Annotated in this window: 18 protein-coding genes and 1 riboswitch; of the genes, 10 read left to right on the top strand and 8 right to left on the bottom strand. The window is 56.1% G+C overall.

From position 1 onward, the window contains the following. The first annotated feature begins 75 nt into the window (after positions 1 to 75). The 3 genes from RCA23_RS02670 (at position 76) to RCA23_RS02660 (ending at position 4,723) form a co-directional block, all read left to right on the top strand. On the top strand, positions 76 to 1,734 hold the full coding sequence (locus tag RCA23_RS02670; protein WP_044048935.1) for an acyl-CoA dehydrogenase family protein: 1,659 nt from the start codon (positions 76 to 78) through the stop codon (positions 1,732 to 1,734). Between the two features lie 222 nt (positions 1,735 to 1,956). Next, the gene (locus tag RCA23_RS02665) at positions 1,957 to 3,204 is read left to right on the top strand and encodes a malonyl-CoA decarboxylase (protein ID WP_044048934.1); all 1,248 of its coding nucleotides are present in this window, start codon (positions 1,957 to 1,959) and stop codon (positions 3,202 to 3,204) included. Position 3,205: 1 nt separating this feature from the next. Further along, a complete protein-coding gene (locus RCA23_RS02660) occupies positions 3,206 to 4,723 on the top strand; it encodes a malonate--CoA ligase (protein ID WP_044048933.1) in 1,518 nt (505 codons plus the stop codon). Positions 4,724 to 4,730: 7 nt separating this feature from the next. Here RCA23_RS02660 and xylA read toward each other — a convergent pair whose 3' ends face one another. The 5 genes from xylA to RCA23_RS02635 form a co-directional block, all read right to left on the bottom strand. Beyond that, complete coding sequence (gene xylA / locus RCA23_RS02655) at positions 4,731 to 6,032, bottom strand: xylose isomerase (protein WP_044048932.1); 1,302 nt, start codon at positions 6,030 to 6,032, stop codon at positions 4,731 to 4,733. A gap of 81 nt (positions 6,033 to 6,113) precedes the next feature. Continuing rightward, positions 6,114 to 7,568: a xylulokinase gene (gene xylB / locus RCA23_RS02650; RefSeq protein ID WP_044048931.1), complete on the bottom strand. Its 1,455-nt coding sequence runs from the start codon at positions 7,566 to 7,568 to the stop codon at positions 6,114 to 6,116. A gap of 3 nt (positions 7,569 to 7,571) precedes the next feature. Beyond that, a complete protein-coding gene (locus tag RCA23_RS02645) occupies positions 7,572 to 8,330 on the bottom strand; it encodes an ATP-binding cassette domain-containing protein (RefSeq protein ID WP_044048930.1) in 759 nt (252 codons plus the stop codon). 11 nt (positions 8,331 to 8,341) lie between these two features. Beyond that, positions 8,342 to 9,655, bottom strand: coding sequence for a sugar ABC transporter permease (locus tag RCA23_RS02640; protein ID WP_044048929.1), 1,314 nt, complete (start codon positions 9,653 to 9,655; stop codon positions 8,342 to 8,344). 160 nt (positions 9,656 to 9,815) lie between these two features. Further along, entirely contained in the window at positions 9,816 to 10,844 is a 1,029-nt protein-coding gene (locus tag RCA23_RS02635) for a substrate-binding domain-containing protein (protein WP_044048928.1), read from the bottom strand. 218 nt (positions 10,845 to 11,062) lie between these two features. Here RCA23_RS02635 and RCA23_RS02630 point away from each other — a divergent pair, with 218 nt between their 5' ends. The 3 genes from RCA23_RS02630 to RCA23_RS02615 all read left to right on the top strand — a co-directional run bounded on the left by RCA23_RS02630 (position 11,063) and on the right by RCA23_RS02615 (position 15,373). Next, positions 11,063 to 12,337, top strand: coding sequence for an ROK family transcriptional regulator (locus RCA23_RS02630; RefSeq protein WP_052376989.1), 1,275 nt, complete (start codon positions 11,063 to 11,065; stop codon positions 12,335 to 12,337). After that, on the top strand, positions 12,334 to 13,800 hold the full coding sequence (locus RCA23_RS02625; protein ID WP_044048927.1) for a CRTAC1 family protein: 1,467 nt from the start codon (positions 12,334 to 12,336) through the stop codon (positions 13,798 to 13,800). Before RCA23_RS02630 ends, RCA23_RS02625 begins: the two co-directional genes overlap by 4 nt. Before the next feature lie 565 nt (positions 13,801 to 14,365). After that, on the top strand, positions 14,366 to 15,373 hold the full coding sequence (locus RCA23_RS02615) for an alpha/beta hydrolase family protein (protein ID WP_169701310.1): 1,008 nt from the start codon (positions 14,366 to 14,368) through the stop codon (positions 15,371 to 15,373). Positions 15,374 to 15,520: 147 nt separating this feature from the next. On the opposite strand, the gene RCA23_RS02610 is transcribed toward RCA23_RS02615, so the two are convergent. Next, the gene (locus RCA23_RS02610) at positions 15,521 to 16,852 is read right to left on the bottom strand and encodes a cytochrome c peroxidase (protein ID WP_044051207.1); all 1,332 of its coding nucleotides are present in this window, start codon (positions 16,850 to 16,852) and stop codon (positions 15,521 to 15,523) included. Positions 16,853 to 16,996: 144 nt separating this feature from the next. Then, positions 16,997 to 17,205: riboswitch (cobalamin riboswitch) on the top strand. A 34-nt stretch (positions 17,206 to 17,239) separates the two neighbouring features. Between RCA23_RS02610 and RCA23_RS02605 the strand changes: the two genes are divergently transcribed. Both RCA23_RS02605 and RCA23_RS02600 read left to right on the top strand, forming a co-directional pair. Further along, on the top strand, positions 17,240 to 17,410 hold the full coding sequence (locus RCA23_RS02605; RefSeq protein ID WP_044048924.1) for a CbtB domain-containing protein: 171 nt from the start codon (positions 17,240 to 17,242) through the stop codon (positions 17,408 to 17,410). 9 nt (positions 17,411 to 17,419) lie between these two features. Beyond that, a complete protein-coding gene (locus tag RCA23_RS02600; protein ID WP_044048923.1) occupies positions 17,420 to 18,100 on the top strand; it encodes a CbtA family protein in 681 nt (226 codons plus the stop codon). Positions 18,101 to 18,107: 7 nt separating this feature from the next. Here the strand turns inward: RCA23_RS02600 and RCA23_RS02595 are convergent, their stop codons facing one another. After that, on the bottom strand, positions 18,108 to 18,440 hold the full coding sequence (locus RCA23_RS02595; RefSeq protein ID WP_052376988.1) for a DUF1636 family protein: 333 nt from the start codon (positions 18,438 to 18,440) through the stop codon (positions 18,108 to 18,110). Between the two features lie 80 nt (positions 18,441 to 18,520). Between RCA23_RS02595 and cobW the strand changes: the two genes are divergently transcribed. Continuing rightward, positions 18,521 to 19,612, top strand: a complete 1,092-nt coding sequence (cobW, locus tag RCA23_RS02590; protein WP_044048921.1) for a cobalamin biosynthesis protein CobW — start codon at positions 18,521 to 18,523, stop codon at positions 19,610 to 19,612. A gap of 3 nt (positions 19,613 to 19,615) precedes the next feature. Further along, on the top strand, positions 19,616 to 20,065 hold the full coding sequence (locus RCA23_RS02585) for a GNAT family N-acetyltransferase (RefSeq protein WP_044048920.1): 450 nt from the start codon (positions 19,616 to 19,618) through the stop codon (positions 20,063 to 20,065). 2 nt (positions 20,066 to 20,067) lie between these two features. Here the strand turns inward: RCA23_RS02585 and RCA23_RS16380 are convergent, their stop codons facing one another. Then, positions 20,068 to 20,235, bottom strand: a complete 168-nt coding sequence (locus tag RCA23_RS16380; protein WP_044048919.1) for a hypothetical protein — start codon at positions 20,233 to 20,235, stop codon at positions 20,068 to 20,070. Positions 20,236 to 20,293 lie beyond the last annotated feature (58 nt).

Raw genomic sequence — 20,293 nt, 5'->3', positions numbered from 1 at the left:
AGTTGTGCTGCGGTTGCAAACAACCTAGGTTTCCCTTTAAGCATAAACGCGCGATCGCAGAAATAGGATGTGAACATGACGGCTCCGGTAATTCTTCCAAATTTGCTCTCCCTCACCGCCGAGGCTCTGCCTGCGGCTCAAGCGGTCTGCGAGGCTGCACGCATGTGCCTGCGCGACATGGTCAGCGCTGATGGCCGGGTCCAAAACACGCTGATTGAAGAACATCAAACCGCAGCGCATGGCTTTGCGTGGCTGGCCACCTATGTGCAAAGTCTCGAGCAAATGCAAAGCTGGGCCGAGGCTTTGCAAGCGCAGCAAAAATTCGGTGAGACCGAACAGCTTATTCACCAAATCGCTTTTGGCGAATATCTTTGCCAATTGACCGGTGGCATTGCGATGAACCAGACCGAAGTCATTCGCCTGCAAGACATGGGCCTGACCGCTGAGGCGGCCGCTCCGCTGACAACCGGCGCTGCGGCCCAGCTGGCACGGGACGGCAATACACAAGCCGCGCGGTTGCGCCTGGTGGCCCTCATGCAGGAATTTGAAGCCAATACGATCCTCGGGGCCTCTGGCCTGGACGAAGAACTTGAGATGATCCGCGAACAATTCCGCCGCTATGCCATCGAAAAGGTCGAGCCCTTCGCCCATGAATGGCACCTAAAAGATGAGCTGATCCCGATGGAGGTCATTGATGAGCTGGCCGAAATGGGCGTCTTTGGCCTGACCATCCCGGAGGAATATGGTGGGTTTGGCCTGTCAAAAGCCTCAATGTGCGTGGTCAGCGAAGAATTGTCTCGGGGCTATATCGGTGTTGGCTCGCTCGGCACGCGGAGCGAAATTGCCGCGGAATTGATTATCGCCGGCGGGACAGAAGCGCAGAAAGAAAAATGGCTGCCCGCATTGGCCAGTGGGGAAAAACTGCCCACAGCGGTGTTCACCGAGCCAAATACCGGATCCGATCTTGGCGCCCTGCGCACCCGCGCCGTCAAATCAGGAGACGATTGGAGCGTGACCGGCAATAAGACTTGGATCACCCATGCCACGCGCACCCATGTCATGACGTTGCTGGCCCGGACGGATCCAGACACCACAGATTACAAGGGCCTGTCCATGTTCCTGGCCGAAAAAACGCCTGGCACCGACGAAGTTCCTTTCCCAAGTGACGGCATGACCGGTGGTGAGATTGAGGTTCTGGGCTATCGCGGTATGAAGGAATATGAGCTGGCCTTTGATGGGTTTCAGGTGAAGGGGGAAAACCTTTTGGGCGGGCAAACCGGCAAAGGGTTTAAGCAGTTGATGGAAACCTTCGAAAGCGCCCGTATTCAGACAGCCGCGCGGGCGGTGGGGGTGGCCCAATCGGCGCTTGATCTGGCCTATCGTTACGCCATGGATCGCAAACAATTTGGCAAATCTCTAATCGCCTTTCCCCGCGTGGCCAATAAATTGGCAATGATGGCGGTGGAGCTGACGGTGGCGCGGCAATTGACCTATTTCAGTGCCTTCGAAAAAGATGAGGGTCGGCGCTGCGACATAGAGGCGGGCATGGCCAAACTTCTGGGGGCGCGTGTCGCCTGGGCGGCCGCAGATAACGCGCTGCAAATCCATGGCGGCAACGGGTTCGCATTGGAATATAAGATCAGCCGTGTTCTGTGTGATGCGCGCATCTTAAACATCTTCGAAGGCGCAGGGGAAATTCAAGCGCAGGTCATCGCGCGGCGGCTCTTAGGCTAAGCAAGCCTCCAACACAGGAGATCTTGTAGAAAGATTATTGACCAAGGGCGCGATGCGTGGGACTAGTTTTTGAGGCTGCCAGAGTTCTGCGTGGCAAGATACGTCTGGAAAAGCTATGATCTTAAATGTTCTGACACTGCCCGCCGCGCGCGCAGCCCAAAGCTTGCCAAAACGCGGTGGTGATGTTTCCGGGCATCGCAACCCTCTGCGCGGGCCCGCACGATGAGTTTCTTCAGCGAGTTGGTCTCGACGCTTTTTGAACGCCGCTATCAAAAATTCCTGTCCAAAGAGGCTGAGGGGCGCAGCACCACCGATCTGGCCCGTGCGCTTTTGGGCAGTATTGGCGAGGTCTCTGGCGTGGCCATGGCCCATACTGTTCTCGATCGTTATGAGACGATGAATGCAAATGAAAAATTGGCCTTTTTCGAGTTCATGACCCATGAGCTTGAAATTGATCCCGAAGAGGTGATCGAAACCCTGAAAGCCTATAAAGCCGATCCCAACAAAGACAGCTATCGCAGCTTTGCCATCGCCAGCGAGCCAAAACGCCAAGAGCTGGCCCGGCGGCTCAATCAGGTGCCTGGTGCAACGGGGCAATTGGTGCAACTGCGCAAAGACCTCCTACAGGTCATCAAAGACCGGCCCGATTTGGGGCCCTTAGATGTGGATCTCAAGCACCTTTTCGCCTCCTGGTTTAACCGTGGTTTCTTGGTGCTACGCCCAATAAATTGGAGCAGCCCCGCCGATATTTTGGAAAAAATCATTGCCTATGAGGCCGTGCATGCCATCGACAGTTGGGATGATTTGCGCCGCAGACTTAAGCCTGAAGATCGGCGCTGCTTTGGATTTTTCCACCCATCCATGCCGAATGAACCGCTGATCTTTGTGGAGGTTGCGCTGACCAAAGGCATTCCCAATTCTATCCAAGACCTGCTGACAGATGAGCGCGAAGCCATCAGCGCCGGCGATGCAGATACGGCCGTTTTCTATTCCATCTCCAATTGCCAAGCGGGGTTGGCCGGCATTTCTTTTGGCAATTCCTTGATCAAACAAGTGGCCGCCGACTTGGCGCAGGATTTGCCGGGGCTGTCCACATTTGTCACCCTATCGCCGATCCCAAGCCTAAACCGCTGGTTGAAACAAGCGGATTTGGCCAAGGGCATCGAAAATCAAAGCGCCTCGCTCGCAGCCTATTATTTGCTGGAAGCCAAGACCGCCGATGGCAGCCCCTATGATCCCGTAGCACGGTTTCATCTGGGCAATGGTGCGCGCATTCACGCGGTGCACACCGGTGCGGACACCTCGGCCAATCGCTTGGCACAATCCAATGGAACCATGGTCAATTACCTTTACGATCTTGCAAAAATTTCCCACAATCACGAACAATTTGTTAAAGATAAAACAGTGGTGGCCTCGGCCCCCGTGCGCACGCTTTGCGCCTCAGTGAGGACCAAAATAACAGGGAAGTGACATGGCCAATCCACTTTATGACGCCTTATTCGGTCGACATTCGGGACAGGCGACTGTCTTTTTGCAGATGCAAGATGGCACGGCGCTCACCCATGGCCAATTTTTGCAGCAAGCGGCGCAATATGCCCATGTTTTAAACAGTTTTGGCCTGCACCCTGGTGACCGGGTGGCCGTACAGATTGAAAAATCTCCTCAATCCCTGGCCATCTATGCCGCCTGCGTACAAGCCGGCCTGATATTTTTGCCGCTGAACACAGCCTATACCGCCAGTGAGCTGTCCTATTTCCTGGAGGACAGCGGCGCGCGGGTGGTCATTTGTGATCCCAAATCTCAAGAAACCCTAGCCCCGATTGCCCAGGCCACTGGGGCGCAGCTGGAAACTATGGATGCCGCGGGAGAAGGCAGTTTTGCGCAAAAGGCGGCGGCGCAGCCTATGGAGTTTGCAACCGTTCCGCGTGAGGCAGAGGATTTGGCCGCCTTCCTCTACACGTCCGGCACGACAGGTCGATCAAAAGGCGCAATGCTGACGCAGAACAACCTTCTGTCCAATGCCGAGGTCCTAACCCGCCATTGGGCCTTCAGCGCCACGGATGCGCTCTTGCATGCTCTGCCGATTTTTCACACCCATGGGCTCTTTGTGGCGACCAATATTGCCCTATTGTCTGGCTGCAAAATCCTCTTTGTTCCAAAATTTGACCTCGAGGCGATCCTCGCTTTGATGCCGCAAGCAACCTGCATGATGGGCGTGCCGACCTTTTACACCAGATTGCTTGATGATCCGCGCTTCGACAGGGCGCTGTCCCAGCATATGCGGCTTTTCATCTCTGGCAGCGCGCCGCTTCTGGCGGAGACCCATAAGCTGTTTGAAGAGCGCAGCGGTCATCGCATCCTTGAGCGATACGGCATGACAGAAACCAATATGAGCACCTCGAACCCCTATGAGGGCGAGCGCCGCGCGGGCACGGTCGGATTTCCGCTCCCAGGAATAGAGCTGAAAATCACCGACAGCACCACCGGCGAGACAGTGGCACAGGGCGACATCGGCGAGATCGAAGTGCGCGGCCCGAATGTGTTCAAAGGCTATTGGAATATGCCTGAAAAAACTGCCGAAGAGCTGCGCAAGGATGGGTTTTTCATCACTGGAGATCTGGGCATGATTGATGCCGATGGCTACGTCCAGATTGTCGGACGCAATAAGGACCTGATTATTTCGGGCGGATTTAACATCTACCCCAAAGAAATTGAGACGGTGCTGGATGCGCAAGAGGGCGTGCTGGAAAGTGCCGTGATCGGTGTTCCCCACCCGGATTTTGGCGAAACCGTGCTGGCGCTCCTCGTGCCCGCAAAAGGCGTCACGCCCGATCTGGACGCGATACAAAGCCATATCTCCGAGAAGCTGGCTCGTTTCAAACTTCCCAAAAAACTAATCCTCTTGCCTCAGCTGCCGCGCAATACGATGGGCAAGGTGCAAAAAAATGCCCTGCGCGATCAGTTCCGCGATTTATTCACCAAATCCTAACCCGCGCCTACAAAAAGCGGTTCATCAGATTTTCCAAACGCTCTTGGCGGCCAGATTTTGGCTCTGGATTGATATCTTCGGCCACCACCCGCGCAGAAATTTGCTCCAAATCACTGTGCAAAAGCGCTTGACCCTCCGCACTGTCCCAGCCGGCATAGCGCTCTGTGCGCGCTGTCTCAAGCCGGCCGTCCTCGAGCATGGCCGCAGCCGCCTTTAACCCCGCCGCGCAAATGTCCATCGCCCCCACATGGGCGAGAATTAAATCCTGTGGATCAAGAGATTGCCGCCGCAGCTTCGCATCAAAATTGGTGCCACCGGTGGTGAACCCGCCGGCCTTTAGCACCTCATAGTAAGCCAAAGCCGTTTCCGGCACATTGTTTGGAAATTGATCCGTATCCCAACCCGATTGATAGTCATTTCGGTTCATATCAATGGAGCCAAAAATTCCCAAAGCGCGCGCCAGAGCCAGCTCGTGCTCAAAGGAATGACCCGCTAAGATCGCATGTCCCTGCTCAATATTGACTTTAACTTCCTCCTCCAGACCGAAGTCCTTAAGGAAACCATAGACCGTGGCGACATCATAATCATATTGGTGCTTTGTCGGCTCTTGAGGCTTGGGCTCGATCAAAATAGCGCCTTTAAAGCCGATTTTATGTTTATACTCGACCGCCATCTGAAGCATACGCCCAGCCTGTGCGCGCTCCCGTGCCAAATCCGTGTTCAGCAAGGTCTCATAGCCCTCGCGCCCCCCCCAAAGTACATAGTTTTCACCGCCGAGCTTTGCGGTCGCATCCATGCAGCTCTTAATTGTGGCAGCGCTAAAGGCAAAAACATCAGGATCCGGGTTTGTCGCCGCCCCCGACATAAAGCGCCGATGAGAAAACAAATTTGCAGTGCCCCAAAGCAAGCGGGTTTGTGAGGCCTCCATTTTTAGGGCAAAATAATCCACCATCTCTTCGAGATTGCGGGTATTTTCAGCAAAATTCTGCCCCTCTGGGCGCATATCGGCATCATGAAAGCAAAAATAGGGTACGCCAAGAATATCAAACATCTCAAAGGCCACATCGGCCTTGAGCTTGGCCAAAGCCATCTGTGAGCCGAACCAAGGGCGCTCAAAGGTGCGTCCTCCAAAAGGATCGCCGCCCTCCCAAGCGAAGGAATGCCAATAGGCCACGGCGAAGCGCAAATGCTCTTTGAGGCTTTTGCCCATCACCCTTTCATCTGGATTGTAATGACGAAAGGCGAACTCATTGTCCGTTTGCGGCCCTTCATATTGAATTTGGGGAATTCCTTGGAAGAAATCAGTCATCGAACACCTTTTTTAGACAGGTTAATACCCATGATAGGGCAAGAGTGGCACATCTTGAGATGGGCGCAAAGGCCCCAATGCTTAGCCAGCCGCAGATCCGCCAAGCCCTTTCAGGGCCTGATAGGCCGCGCGATAGGCGCTCAGACCTGCCATGAACTCATCGGTGAGCCCTGGGGCGGGATCAATCACCCGCGCGATTTTTGGCGCATAGGCCACATCGCTCACTTTGGCACCTGCGGCCATCATAGCCAGCCGCGCCGCGCCAAAGGCACCGCCAAAATCTCCTGAGACCGGCAACTCGATGGGCAGCCCCAAGATGGTCGCAATCGCCTGCACCCAATAGTCAGATTTCGAGCCGCCACCCACGGCGAGCAAGCGCTCAATCTTTGTTCCAGTCGAGGTCAGCGCATCAAAGCTGTCGCGCACCGCATAAGTCACCCCTTCCATCACCGCCCGCGTCATGGCGACATGATCCGTGCTGTGATCAAGGTTTAGGAAACTGGCGCGGATCACCGCATCATTATGCGGCGTGCGCTCCCCGCCCAGATAGGGCAGAAACAGCGTTGCGGAGGGCGCTTGCAGCGGTCCAAGCCCGGAGGTCATATCCTCTGGCGCCGCGCCCAGCACGCGGCCAAACCAACTCAAAGCATCAGAGGCCGCCAAAATTACCCCCATTTGGTGCCAGGTCTGCGGCACAGCATGGCAAAAACTATGCACCGCACTGGCCGGATCGGGTTGATAGGCGTCGCTGGCCGCGAATAAGACGCCCGAGGTGCCCAGGCTGACAAAGGCCTCACCACTGCGCACCACGCCCACACCGATTGCGCTGGCCGCATTGTCCCCACCGCCGCCAGCAATGACCACATCGGCCCGCATGCCCCAGCGCGCCGCGAGATCCCGGCGCAGCATGCCGGAGGGCTCGGAGCCCTCTACAAGATCCGGCATATGTGCCCGCTGCAACCCTGTCGCCTCAAGCAGCTCATCGGACCAAGCCCGCGCGCCCACATCCAGCCAAGAGGTGCCAGCCGCATCAGACATCTCTGCCACATGCGCAGCGGACAACCAAAGCCGCAGATAATCTTTCGGCAAAAGAACCTTGGCCACTTTGGCAAAAACCTCAGGTTCCCACCGCCGCACCCAGGCCAGCTTTGGGGCGGTAAAGCCCGGGAAGACGATATTGCCGGTCAGCTTGCGAAAGATTGGATTGCGATCCATCACGTCAGCCTCAGCCGCAGCGCGGGTGTCGTTCCACAAAATACAGGGGCGCACCACCCGATCTTGGTCATCCAGCAGCGTCGCCCCATGCATGTGAGCGGAAAGACCAATGGCGCGCACGGCGCTCAAATCGGCCTGCGCGGCCAAGGACGACAGAACCGCCTCTGCGGCCTCAAGCCAGTCTTGCGGCGCTTGCTCTGACCAGCCCGCCTTGGGCCGGGTGACCTGTAAGGGCGCCGTGGCTTCGGCACAAATAGTTTGGGCATCGTCAATGACGATGCCCTTTAAACCTGAAGTCCCAAGATCTAAACCAATATACATTCGCTAACCGGACTCTTTCGGATTTTTACCAAGAATGATCATCGACAGAATATCATCTTCGGTCACATCCGCAACACGCTCCGTGCCAACCAGCTGCCCATTCTTCATCACGCTGGCCCTGTCACAGAGCTTCATGACGTTGTGAATGTCATGCTCGATTAGAAAGATTCCCAAGCCTTGCTTTTTCAGTTCTTGAATAAGCTCCGCCACCATTTCACTTTCTTGCGGGCCAAGCGCCGCCGTGGGCTCGTCCATAATCAGGATTTTGGCATCAAAATAAACCGCTCTCGCAATGGCAACAGATTGACGCTGACCGCCAGACAGGGCGGACACGGGCTCGGCGAATTTGGTGAAATTCGGATTAAGACGGCCCATGATTTTGCGCGTCTCAGCTTCCATCTTGCTGTCGTCCAAAAACCCGCCCGGACCGACAATTTCACGCCCCAAAAACAGATTGGACGCCGCATCAAGGTTATCGGCCAAGGCCAGTGTTTGATAGATGGTTTCAATATTGTGCCCACGCGCATCACGGGGGTTATTGATCACCACTTTCTCGCCATTGATATAGACATCGCCAGAGTCGGCCTTATAGGCGCCAGAGAGGCATTTGATCAAAGTTGATTTGCCGGCGCCATTGTGGCCCAAAAGCCCCACGACTTCACCCGGATAGAGATCAACACTGACCCGGTCCACCGCTTTGATGCCGCCGAATGCGATCGAGATATCCTTCAACTCGACCAAAGGAGTGCCTGAATTGCTCATGATCTGTCTCCTCACTTCACGCGTTTATTGTAGAGAATATCGAGATAGACAGCGAGCACGAGAACCACACCCACGACGATCCGTTGAATGGCGCTGTCAAATCCGATGAGCACCATGCCCGATTGCAAGCTTTGCATCACCAAAGCCCCCAAAATCGCACCGTAAATTTTACCTACCCCGCCAGCCAGTGAGGTGCCGCCAATCACTGCGGCGGCAATCACATAAAGCTCGTCAAGCGTGCCCAATGCATTGGTTGCGGAATTGAGACGGGCCGAAGCGATGATTGCTGCAATGGCGGTCAATGTGCCCATCAAGGAGAACACCTTGAGCGTCACCCAACGGGTATCGATCCCCGCCAAAGCGGCGGCCTCCGGGTTGCCCCCGATGGCAAAAACATAGCGACCAAACCGCGTGCGTGTGACCAAAATAGTCATGGCAATGCCGACTGCAACCAAGATCAAAACTGGAATGGCAAAGCCGTGAGAGATGAAGGTGCCCTCTAGGTCTTGCCCAATCTTGGCACCATATTGGCGTACGATGCCCTTGGGCCAGGGGTATGAATTAACCAGCATTACAGCACCGATGATGGTCGCCCATCCAACAAGGGCTAAGAAGGCTTCGGCCCAGAGGGGGCGCAGGCGGAAATTGTGCAGCACGCGCGCCTTGCGGCCCGAGTAAATGATATAGGCCACGCCGATACAGGCCAATATCCCAACAATCCAACTGCCCATCGCACCAACAGCGCCATAGGGACCACCGCCCAGAAGCGCAAACTTGCTGTCCACGGGCGAGATCGTCCGGCCACCGGCCGATAAAAACGCCATGCCGCGCCAGACCATCAAACCGCCCAGGGTCACAATAAAAGCAGGAATTTCGCGATAGGCGATCAGCCACCCATGCAGAGCCCCAATCAATGTGCCAACGATCAGGCCACAAATCACGGCGAGAACCCAGATTGACCAATGACCAAGCCCGACAAAATGCGGCAGCACCTCCACCTGCAACAGCCCCATGGACATTGCAATCACCCCAATCATCGATCCCACCGAGAGGTCAATGTTACGCGTGACAATCACCAGCACCATGCCGGTTGCCATGATCCCAATGGAAGAGGTTTGAACCGATAGATTCCAAAGGTTGCGCGGCGTCAAAAAAGCTCCGAAATTATTGAAGATCACACCATAAAGGTGAAATCCTCCCCAAATCAGTGCCAACGCGCCCAGCATGCCCAGCAGGCGGGTATCTATCTCAGTGTCGCTCAAAAAGCGCGCAATCAAACCCTGTGGGCTTTTGGTTGCGGCCTTTGATGTCGAAGTATCAGTCATGGGGAATCCAAAATGGCTATAGGCTCAACTCTGATCAACAAGGAGCGGGCGCGCAGACCGAAGTCTGACAGAGCTACTCGAACATGTCCAAATCAAATGGCCAAAGAATAAGAAGAGGGGCGCCGACCCATCAATGGATCGGCGCCGCAGGTCTTAGGGCTTAGTTACAGCCGTCAACACCAGGCAAAGCACCGGCGCAGGCCTGCTCTTTGGTGATGTGACCACCATTGATTGCAACGCTCAGATTGTCGCGTGTCAAAGGTGTTGGTTCGAGAAGGATTGCATTGATTGCAATGCCTTTTTCGCCACCCGTAAACTTGGTCGCGCCCTCGATGGCATCCATGGATGTGCCAGCTGCCAGAGCAGAGGCAATCTCACCGGCCGCTTTGCCCAGATCGCGAGCATCTTTCCAAACGGACACAGTCTGCGTGCCACGTGCAACGCGGTTGATCGCTGCCAAGTCGCCATCTTGACCGCCCACTGGGATCACAAGACCCTGCGCGGAAAGCGCGGCAACAACACCGCCAGCCATGCCGTCATTTTCTGACAGAACCGCATCCACGTTGTTGTCATTGGCTGTCAGGATTTGCTCCATGTTTTTCTGAGCATTTTCTGGCTTCCATCCATCGGAGAAAGATTCACCAACGATTTTGATTTTGCCCGCGTCAACATCGGCGCCGATGACTTCCATCATACCTTGCAGCAGGAACATCGCGTTTGGATCGCCCGGATCGCCCTTGATGATCGCATAGTTGCCACTTGGCTGAACCGCCTGCACAGATTTCGCAATGATGCGGCCAACGCCGATATTGTCGAATGTCAGGTAGAATGTACGGTCATCTTCAATCAGGCGGTCATAGCCGATCACAGGGATGCCTTCGTTTGCAGCAGCTTCAATAGCAGGTGCAATTGCGTCTTTATCCCAAGCGTTGATAACCAAAGCGTCCACGCCCTGTGTGATCAGCGCTTCAATGTCGGTCAACTGTTTGGCGGAAGATGATTCCGCATCTGCGGAAACATAGGTGTTGCCAGCCGCTTCAATGGCAGCAACCATTGCCGCTTCGTCGATTTTCCAACGCTCCTCTTGGAAACTTGCCCAAGACACACCGATGGACATGCCCTCTGCCAAAGCAGCGGACCCTGTAAAACCAGCTGCCGCGACTGCGGCTGCGATGATTAGCTTATTCATTGTAGTCCTCCCAAAAATTTAGCCCGATCGAGCAGACGCCAGATCTGAGCCACTTGGACATACTGCGCGATTTAATTCAGTTGTCAAATTAAAATTTACTATTTTTAGCCGACAAAATGTGTAAAATGGCAAATATCAGCGGTGCCAATCGCAAATAAATACAGGTTTTGCGGCATAGCTGGAGAAATTCGGTAGCTTATAGTTCAAAGGGTGAATTTATGTTTGAGGATGGGTTTCATGAGGAAATCGAATCAGCTGCGCTGGCCACCGGCTATGGGCCTATTCTACGCACCTCGGCGCGCGAATCTTTCTCGCTGCGCCAGCAGATCTTTGAGCAGGTCCGCGCCAGTGGCCGTGTCGCCCGTGCAACCATAGCCCGAAGCCTTGATGTCAGCCCGGGCTCGGTCACCGCACTCACCGCTGAATTGATCGCAGATGGATTTTTGCGTGAGGTCGAGGGCGCCGCACGCGAAACCAGCCGGGGCCGCCCTCCGGTCGCTCTGGAGGTGGTGCCCGAAGCGCTGCGCGTGGTCGGCGTGAAACTCTCTGACGAAACACACACAGCGGTCTTGACCGATCTGGCCGGAAATCTACTGGCCAGTGCCGCCCTAGGAAGCAACACAGACAAGAAGACGGCAGAAGACCTGCTGAAAGACACAGAAAATCTAGTGACCCAGCTTTGTACCGCAGCCGAGATCCCCATGGATACGATTTCCGCCATTGGCGTCGGGATTGCTGGGATCGTGGATTTCGAATCCGGCATGGTCGCCTGGTCACCGCTGCTGCAAAACGCCGATGTACCGCTGGGCCAGATCTTTGCCGATCACTTCGAAACCCCGGTGCGCATCGACAATGACGCCAATGTTTTGACCCTTGCCGAATTATGGTTCGGCGCGGGGCGCGCTTTGAGCAACTTCGTTGTGGTGACGGTTGAAAATGGCGTCGGCATGGGCTTTGTCAGCGACAACCAATTGTTCCGCGGTGCCCATGGTATGGGGTTGGAACTTGGCCACACGAAAGTGCAGCTTGATGGCGCGCTGTGCCGATGCGGTCAGCGCGGATGTTTGGAGGCCTATTTGGCCGATTACGCCCTCGCCCGCGAGGCTTCCACGGTATTTGGATTGTCGCCAGAAAAGCCCCATAACCTGCCCGATGCGCTCAAATCGCTCTACGAAAAGGCCGCCAGCAGTGATCCGCATATTCGCACCATTTTCAAGCGCGCAGGCCGCTACCTCGCGGTGGCTTTATCAAATATTATCCATCTCTTAGATCCTGAATTGATTATTCTATCAGGCCAATTGATGCGCTATGATTTCCTCAATGCCAAAGAGATGCAGGCCGAAATGCGCGCGCTTGCACTCTATCACAGCCGCCATGAGACGCGGGTTGAGGTGCAAACTTGGGGGGATATGGTTTGGGCCCGCGGCGCAACGGCCCTTGCTTTGACCGAATTGACCCGCACTGTCATTGTCGAAGGGCGTCAAAAACTGTGAAATCTCTTTGGGTAATCTTGTGTCTTCTCGCCGGGGTTGGACAGGCCGAGCCGCTGTTTCGCGACCTCTCACATCGCCTGCCTGAGCACCGCTATTTGGGGGGGTGGAACCATTTTGTCGGCGGCGGTGTCGCGGTCCTGGACTGCAATGGCGACGCGCTGCCCGATATTTTCGCCGCTGGCGGCACCGGGCCGGCCGGCCTATTTGTCAATCAAGGCAATTTCACCTTCACCGCCCACCCCTTGCCCGACATCCGCGCCACCACAGGTGCCTATCCCATCGACATCAATGCCGATGGCTTCATGGATCTCTTCGTGCTGCGCATTGGGCAAAACATGATCCTTATGGGTGGCCCGGACTGCAGCTTTGCCCAGGCCACCCCCGATTTCCCCCTCCTGCCCGCCGATCAATGGTCGACAGCCTTTAGCGCTTGGTGGCTGGATGACGGACGCCCACATATGGCCGTGGGAAATTATGTGGATTTAAAGAACCCCGAGGGTCCGTTTTTCGCCTGTGACAGCCATGAAATACTCACGCCGCTTGCGGATGGGTATCACTCCACCCCGCTGGAACCGGGATTTTGCAGCCTATCCATGTTGGCCACAAAGGATGCCAGCGGTGCGCAGCGCCTGCGTATCTCAAATGACCGGCAATACTATGTGCGCGGCGGATATGAGCAAATGTGGGATCTCAAAGAAGGCCGGTTTCTGGGGGCTCCAGACGGCTGGGAAAAAATCTCTATCTGGGGCATGGGCATTGCCAGCCGCGATATCACTGGCGACCAGCGCGAAGAGGTCATGCTCACCTCCATGGGCGATCAGCTGATGCAAATAGCCCAGCCCGACGGCACCTATGCCAGTGCTCCGTTTTCCATCGGAACCTATGCGCATCGCCCCTATTTTGGCGATGATGGGCGCCCTTCAACCGGCTGGCATGCGCAATTTGGGGATATGGACAATGACGGGCGGGTTGATCTGTTCATCTCCAAAGGCAATGTGGATCAAATGCCGTCCAATGCGATCAAAGATCCCAATAATCTGTTGATGCAGCAAGCGGATGGGACCTTTAGAGAAATGGGCCAAAGTGCCGGCTTGGCCAGCACGGAACGCGGGCGCGGAGCTGCGCTGGCAGATTTCGATGGTGATGGCCGGCTGGATGTCGTGGTGCTGAACCGCCGCGCGCCATTGGAAATTTACCGCAACGAAACCCCAGATGCCGGTCACTGGCTGGCGGTTTCACTCCTACAACCGGGCGGCAATCGCCATGCGATCGGCGCGAGTATAACCGTCAACGGCGATATGCAGCGCACGATAATCGGTGGCGGACATGCCGGCGGACAAGCCGGGCCGCTGCATTTCGGCCTTGGCGCTGCGACCCAGGCCGAGATCACCGTCGCATGGCCCAGCGGGCGCATCACACATCACAATGCAGCGGCCAATCAAAGCGTCACTCTGACCCCTTAACTTCCTGTAACTGAAAGGCTCCAAACCAAAACACCGCCATGAGATGCCGCCCCTAAGGGGCCATCACCAACTTTTCGCTATTTCTCTCTATCGTTGGGGTCAAATCGACATTATTTAAGACCTCTGCATAACGCCATTTCAACATGAAATGAGGGCAGCGCCGGCCTGGGCGGGCGCCTGTGAGCGGTGGTGAAATCCCTGCAGAATTTGAGCAGTCACCATAGGTACCAGCATGCCCAGATGGTGAATGCGCCTGCCGGGGGGCAGGCAGGCGCAGCCCGGTGTTGCCACCGGGCACAGTGTTTTGGCTTGGCGGCTGGGGTATGCAGAGGTCTTTATTTGTGAATGGGCAGTTCAAGAAACGCTGGTTTGTCATACGGCGGCGGCACTGAATTCACACGGCAATTTTGTCTGTTTACGGTATCTGGAAATCAACCTATACATTTTGGCCATTAGATTGAATACTCAGACGGTTTTCCATGCTCATTGGCTTTGCACGCGTATCGACCGAAGATCAGAGCTTGGCTGTGCAGCATGATGCATTGCGCAGGGCGGGGCTGCCGATATGAGGTTTTTGCTTGTTGCAGTCCTGATGGTGCTGACCTGTGGCACTGCTCAGGCAGAAGAATACAATATCGGCGTGCGCCGCATCACCACAGAAGTTGCAGGTATCGAGGCACCGGTTCGGGTTTTCTACCCGACGCATGAGAGCGAAGCTGAAACAAGGTTCGGACCATGGGAACTCTCGGTTGCCAGAAATTCCGCGCCTGCGTCAGGCCACTTTCCATTAATTGCGATCTCGCATGGCCTTAGCGGAAACGATTGGAACCATCACCTGTTGGCAAGTCGCCTGGTGAAAGCTGGCTTTGTTGTTGCAGCGGTTCGACACCCTGATGATCTTCTGCGGGTTGGGCAACCAGAGATCACAGTTCTCAGACCTCGTGAATTGACAGCTGCAATAGATGCTGTGCTGACAGACAGTCGCTTTGGCCCAATAGTCGATGCCGAGAGAATAGGTGCATTCGGGTTCTCTTTGGGCGGGTTCACAGTTCTTGTCGTTGCTGGCGGGCGCATCGAGTACGAAAAAATTGCCCGGCATTGTTCGAACGCTGAGAAAGATCCCGAATATTGTATTGGCGAAGAGGGCGGTGAGCCGTTGCCAATGTGGTTGCGAGCGCGCCGCTTGATTTATTCAATCCCCCAAGTAGATTTGACCGAGGATGTGCTTGATCCGCGGATTGATGCTGTCGTTGCCGCCGCGCCGGTTGGCTTGCCGTTCAACGATATGTCCCGCGTTCAAATGCCCGTACTGTTGTATAGAGCTGGTTCCGATCATGCCCTTCGCGCCCCGTACCACGCCGAAAATGTTCACAAACTTCTCCCTGATGCTCACCGCTACGAGGTGATTGGCAACTTGCATCACTATGCATTCCTGTCACCCTTCCCCGACAGCATTGCCGCCGAAGTTGGTGAGCCAGCGCAAGATCCAAGCGGATTTGACAGGAGTTTGTTTCTTGATGAAATCAACGATGAAATCGTCGATTTCTTCCGCGAAAATCTCATTCGCAAGTAACGTGGTTTGGCCCGGATAATTGCAGTCGCGACAACCCAACCGCGAAGCCAAAACACTTTGCCCGGCGGCAACACCGGGCAGCACCTGCCTGCCCCCGGCAGGCGCTGCCCTCATTTCGTGTTGAAATGGCGCTGTCAGAGGTCTTCTCTAGGGGTTCGGCACTGGCAAGCCGCTTGGCACGGCTTTGGGCACTCCGAGCCGGCCAGCGGTCATCGCGGGGTCGGTTAGGCTGTTCAAAAAGGCGATGATATCGGCAACGTCTTGCGCCCCAAGCGCCACGGGCGCCACGGCAACCGCGGCTGAGATCGCTGCCACCTCTGCGGGGTCATCCATGATCCGCCAATCGGCCGCTTCAAACTCTGGCAAGACGACCCCGCTGCGGTCATAGCTCTCAAGGGCCGTGCGCGGATCGGCATGGGCCGCAACAAAGCTGGCGAGATCCCCATAGGCTCCGGAATGCCCCCAAGGGCCAGTCAGCGCGACATTGCGCAGGGAGGGCGTGCGAAAGGCAAATCTATCGGCTTCCCGCCCGGTCACGCGAAACCGCCCTTCATCCCGCGCATGGCGCTCAAACCGCGCCGCCTTGCCCGGTCCAAGCTGCGGTTGACCCATGGCATGAAACTCAAAATCGGTCAAAAGTGGCCCGCTGTGACAGGCCGCACATCCCGCCGCGCCATAAAACAGCTCAAGCCCGCGCTCTTGCGCGCCCGAAAAGCTGGCTTCACCGGCCAATAGCGCATCAAAAGGAGCCGTATCTGAGCGCCATTCAAATTCCATAAAAGCGGCAATGGCATTGGATATATCGGTAAAACCAATATCCTGCGGCCCGGCCAAATCAGGATAGACCGCCCCAAAACGCGCCGCATAGTCCGGCACGGCGGCCACCCGTTGGGCAATCAAATCCCAGGCCCCATCCTTGCCCGTAAGCGTGCCGCGCCGCACGGCTTGGGAAACTTCATTTTCCGAATAATGCCCCGCCATTTCATCACCTGAAAGCACCGGGAACATGGTTTGCGCCGAAATGATCGAAGCAAAGCCGCCGACCATTTCCTCTTCAAGAGGCGTGCGCAGACCGGACGGCCGGGTTGCGTCAACCTCCACCCGCCCATCATGAAACAATACGGTCATTTGCTTGGCGCCGAGGTTGAACAAGGGCTGCGCATTGCGCGGCACTCGTTGCTCAGGCAGGTTTTGCGGATCCACCACACGGTTCACGCCCAACCCCATGCCGCCATCTCCTAAAGACAAAGACAGGCCATCTCCCGTCCCAAAGGCGGGATGGTGACAGGTTGCGCAGGCCACCTCTTTATTGCCAGAGAGCAAGGGGTCATAGAACAGCAGCTGCCCCAACTGCGCTTCTTCAAAGCGCAGGGGCCGAAAATCAGCCTCCTTGAGGGGCGGCGGCAAATCCACTGCCCCAACTCCAGGCGCCACAGCAATGCCCATGCCAATCGCAAAACTCAAAAGGACTACACGCATTCCCACCTCTTCCAATCTTCCGCCGACAATGGAACAGTCCAACCAAAATGAAAACCCACCTGATGAAACCCCGGCCAAAATCACAAATGCCGATACTCTGCGCTGTGAGGTCGCAAACGATCTTGACGACTCCCATCAAGCAAGCCACAGATGTTCCTGTAAGGTGTTCATTGGATGCAAAGCATTCGGAACTGAAACGGGAATTTGGTGCGGGTGACCCATATCGGGACCCAAAACCAAAGCCGCCCCCGCGACTGTAAGCGGTTTGGGTCTGTCATATACCACTGGGAAACCGGGAAGGAGACAGATCATCATGCCGCCAGCCAGGAGACCGGCCTGCAAGACCAATAACCCCCTGTCGGGTGTGACAGGATTAGGAGAGACGAAATGACAACTCAAAGCAAAGCAATTGCAGCTTCCATGCCGGCCACTGCGGGCATCACTTTGGTCTTTATCACAGGGCTCGCCCTGCTGATGGCCTCCGGCTATGCTCAGGCCAATGCCCTGCATGATGCGGCCCATGACGGACGCCATGCCATGGCGTTTCCCTGCCATTAAGCTGATCTCATGGTGAAAAACCTGTTTGTCAGCGCGATCTGCGCCGGCATCGCCGCTGGGCTATTGGCCTCAGTGCTTCAGTTCACATTCGTGATTCCGGTGCTTTTGGAAGGTGAGCTCTATGAGACCGGAGCGCGCGTACATTTTAGCACGGACGGATCCCCTCAGAGCGACCGGGGTGCGCCCTCTTTGGGCAGTGATTGGACCCGCCATTCCATGACAGTGGCCTTTAACATCGTGACCTACACAGGCTACGGGCTGTTGCTGGCCGCGCTGATCAGCTTCGCGGCTCTCAAAGGTATCACGACCTCTGCCCGACAGGGTTTGATCTGGGGGCTCTGTGGCTTTATCGCAGTGCAACTGGCGCCGGCGATTGGCCTGCCTCCTGAGTTGCCGGGCACTATCGCGGCTGAAGTGGGACAGCGGCAACTGTGGTGGATCAGCACGATTTTGGCGAGCGCCACGGGGCTTGGTTTGATCGCCTTCGGCCGCAGCTATCTGCCGCTCGCGGGCGTGATCTTGATAGCGATCCCGCAGCTTTTGGGCGCGCCACATCTCGATATGTTTTTCGGTGTGGCACCTCCTGAGCTGGCTGCCGAATTTGCAACGCTGAGTTTGGGAGCCGCCGCGGCGGGATGGGTCATGCTGGGCTATGTGGTGGCAGCCACTCTGACGCGTTTGGAAACTTAGAGGGCGGCTAGAGCCTTGGAACCCGGCCCTGCAGGCAAAGCCGCAAACGCCCTGCGGCCTCCGCTTCGGTGATCCAGCCCTCCGGCGCATCTGCGTATAGCTTGAGCAGGCCCAGCATATCTTGCGTATCCTGCGCAGGATCTGCACCAGAAAAGAGGTAGGTTGCCTTCTGCGCCCCTTGCAGCGCAAAAGCCACGGGAGACTGACACATGTTGAGACAAGAGCAGGTCACAATCTCGACCTCCAAACCGCAGTCCTGTGCCGCTTTGCGAAGCGCTATCGCCCATTTGGCGCCGGGCGCCGTCCCGCCGGGCTCCGCACAGGTATCACATATGGTCACACGAGCTTTCAAAATCGCCCCTTTTGGCTGACATCTATTCGGCGTAAAGCACTCCAAGCCCGATCACAAGGAATACTGACATGGTTTCGAAAATCCCCGCAACAATCATTACCGGCTTTCTTGGCGCGGGTAAAACCACCCTCATCCGCCATATGTTGCAAAATGCACAAGGCCGCAGGATCGCCCTGATCATCAATGAGTTTGGCGATCTTGGCGTGGATGGCGATATATTGAAGGGCTGCGGTGATGAAACCTGCCGCGAAGAAGACGTGATGGAGCTGTCCAATGGCTGCATCTGTTGCACGGTCGCCGATGACTTCATCCCAACAATGGAAAAGCTATTGGCCCGGGAAGATAAGCCCGACCATATCGTGATAGAGACCAGCGGTCTGGCCCTGCCGCAACCTCTTGTGCGGGCCTTCAACTGGCCGGGCATTTCGACAAAGGTGACGGTCGACGGGGTTGTGACTGTGGTCGATGGCAAAGCCGTCACTGAGGGGCGATTTGCCCATTCGGTCGCCGCGGTTGATGCGCAACGCCAATTGGATGAAAATCTGGACCATGAAACGCCCCTATCGGAGCTTTTCGAAGATCAAATCGCCTGCGCCGATATGATTGTGGTGAACAAAACCGACCTGCTCGAGGAGGCCGAGGCCCAAGCTTTGGTCAATACTCTCAACGGCTCCTCGCGCGCCGGCGTGCAAGTGGTGACAACCTCCATGGGTAAATTGCCGGTTGATGTGCTGCTGGGACAGGGTATTGGCGCGGAGGGCGATCTTGAGGCCCGCCATGAGCTGCACCATCACCATCATGAGCACGACGATGACCACGATGACCATGACCATGACCATGATCACCACCACGATCATGACCACGATGCCTTTGAAAGCTTTGTCGTGACCCTGGGCGAGATCACAGATCCCAAGGCCTTTTCAGACCAGGTCAGCGCGATCATAGGCGCCCATGATATATTGCGGCTCAAAGGCTTCGCGGCTGTCTCAGGCAAACCTATGCGTCTGACTTTGCAAGCGGTCGGGCCACGGGTGGAGACCTATTTTGATCAACCCTTCGGTGATGGCGCGCGCGCCACGCGCCTGGTCGTGATCGGCCAGGCAGGTTTGGATCATGCTGCAATTGAAGCGGCATTGCGATCCTGCGCTGCGCTGCACTAAACCATGATCGTGATCGAGCGCAGTGATCCCAAAGAACCGCAGGCCACCGCATTGTTGCAGGCCAGTCACGCGCTTATGCAATCGCTCTTTCCGCCAGAGGACAACAGCTTTCTGTCCATTGAAGACCTCTGTGCGCCCAACATCTATTTTCACACCGCACGCCGGGGTGACAAGGTGCTTGGCACCGGCGCCTTGGCCGTCAAACCTGGCTATGGGGAGATCAAATCTATGTTCGTAGATCCAAGCGCAAGGGGCCAAGGGGTGGCCGATGCCCTTTTACGCGCGCTGCAGGATCTGGCCTTCGAGCAAGGGCTCAGCGCGTTAAAGCTTGAAACCGGAAATTCGCTGCAGGCCGCCCTGCGCCTCTATGCGCGGCACGGTTTTACAACCTGCGGTCCATTTGGCGATTACACCGCCAATGACAGCAGCATCTTCATGACCAAAACCCTATGAGTTTAAGAGGCGTCTTGACGGGCTTTCGCAGCCGCTTTCATCCGCGCCAAAAGCTCGGCCTTCCCTTCGCTTTTGCCAAAGGGGTTTTTACGACTGCCTTTCGCATTATGCTCGCTATGCCGCGGCTTGTTGCTGCCTTTCTTAATGGCGCCGGCGTCTTTATAATCCATAGTCTATCCTTTACATCGGCCCCAGGCCTCAGCGCTGCTGATGCCCCATTCGCAGGCC

The sequence above is a fragment of the Planktomarina temperata RCA23 genome (assembly GCF_000738435.1).
GTDB classification, from domain to species: domain Bacteria; phylum Pseudomonadota; class Alphaproteobacteria; order Rhodobacterales; family Rhodobacteraceae; genus Planktomarina; species Planktomarina temperata.
The sequence above is the reverse complement of the archived record's forward strand: the minus strand, read 5'-3'. Positions and strand labels throughout refer to the sequence as shown.

Coding starts and splice junctions, on each gene's coding strand:
- RCA23_RS02670 (WP_044048935.1), top strand. CDS start 76: ATGACGGCTCCGGTAATTCTTCCAAATTTGCTCTCCCTCACCGCCGAG.
- RCA23_RS02665 (WP_044048934.1), top strand. CDS start 1,957: ATGAGTTTCTTCAGCGAGTTGGTCTCGACGCTTTTTGAACGCCGCTAT.
- RCA23_RS02660 (WP_044048933.1), top strand. CDS start 3,206: ATGGCCAATCCACTTTATGACGCCTTATTCGGTCGACATTCGGGACAG.
- xylA (WP_044048932.1), bottom strand. CDS start 6,032: ATGACTGATTTCTTCCAAGGAATTCCCCAAATTCAATATGAAGGGCCG.
- xylB (WP_044048931.1), bottom strand. CDS start 7,568: ATGTATATTGGTTTAGATCTTGGGACTTCAGGTTTAAAGGGCATCGTC.
- RCA23_RS02645 (WP_044048930.1), bottom strand. CDS start 8,330: ATGAGCAATTCAGGCACTCCTTTGGTCGAGTTGAAGGATATCTCGATC.
- RCA23_RS02640 (WP_044048929.1), bottom strand. CDS start 9,655: ATGACTGATACTTCGACATCAAAGGCCGCAACCAAAAGCCCACAGGGT.
- RCA23_RS02635 (WP_044048928.1), bottom strand. CDS start 10,844: ATGAATAAGCTAATCATCGCAGCCGCAGTCGCGGCAGCTGGTTTTACA.
- RCA23_RS02630 (WP_052376989.1), top strand. CDS start 11,063: ATGTTTGAGGATGGGTTTCATGAGGAAATCGAATCAGCTGCGCTGGCC.
- RCA23_RS02615 (WP_169701310.1), top strand. CDS start 14,366: ATGAGGTTTTTGCTTGTTGCAGTCCTGATGGTGCTGACCTGTGGCACT.
- RCA23_RS02610 (WP_044051207.1), bottom strand. CDS start 16,852: ATGCGTGTAGTCCTTTTGAGTTTTGCGATTGGCATGGGCATTGCTGTG.
- RCA23_RS02605 (WP_044048924.1), top strand. CDS start 17,240: ATGACAACTCAAAGCAAAGCAATTGCAGCTTCCATGCCGGCCACTGCG.
- RCA23_RS02600 (WP_044048923.1), top strand. CDS start 17,420: ATGGTGAAAAACCTGTTTGTCAGCGCGATCTGCGCCGGCATCGCCGCT.
- cobW (WP_044048921.1), top strand. CDS start 18,521: ATGGTTTCGAAAATCCCCGCAACAATCATTACCGGCTTTCTTGGCGCG.
- RCA23_RS02585 (WP_044048920.1), top strand. CDS start 19,616: ATGATCGTGATCGAGCGCAGTGATCCCAAAGAACCGCAGGCCACCGCA.
- RCA23_RS16380 (WP_044048919.1), bottom strand. CDS start 20,235: ATGGATTATAAAGACGCCGGCGCCATTAAGAAAGGCAGCAACAAGCCG.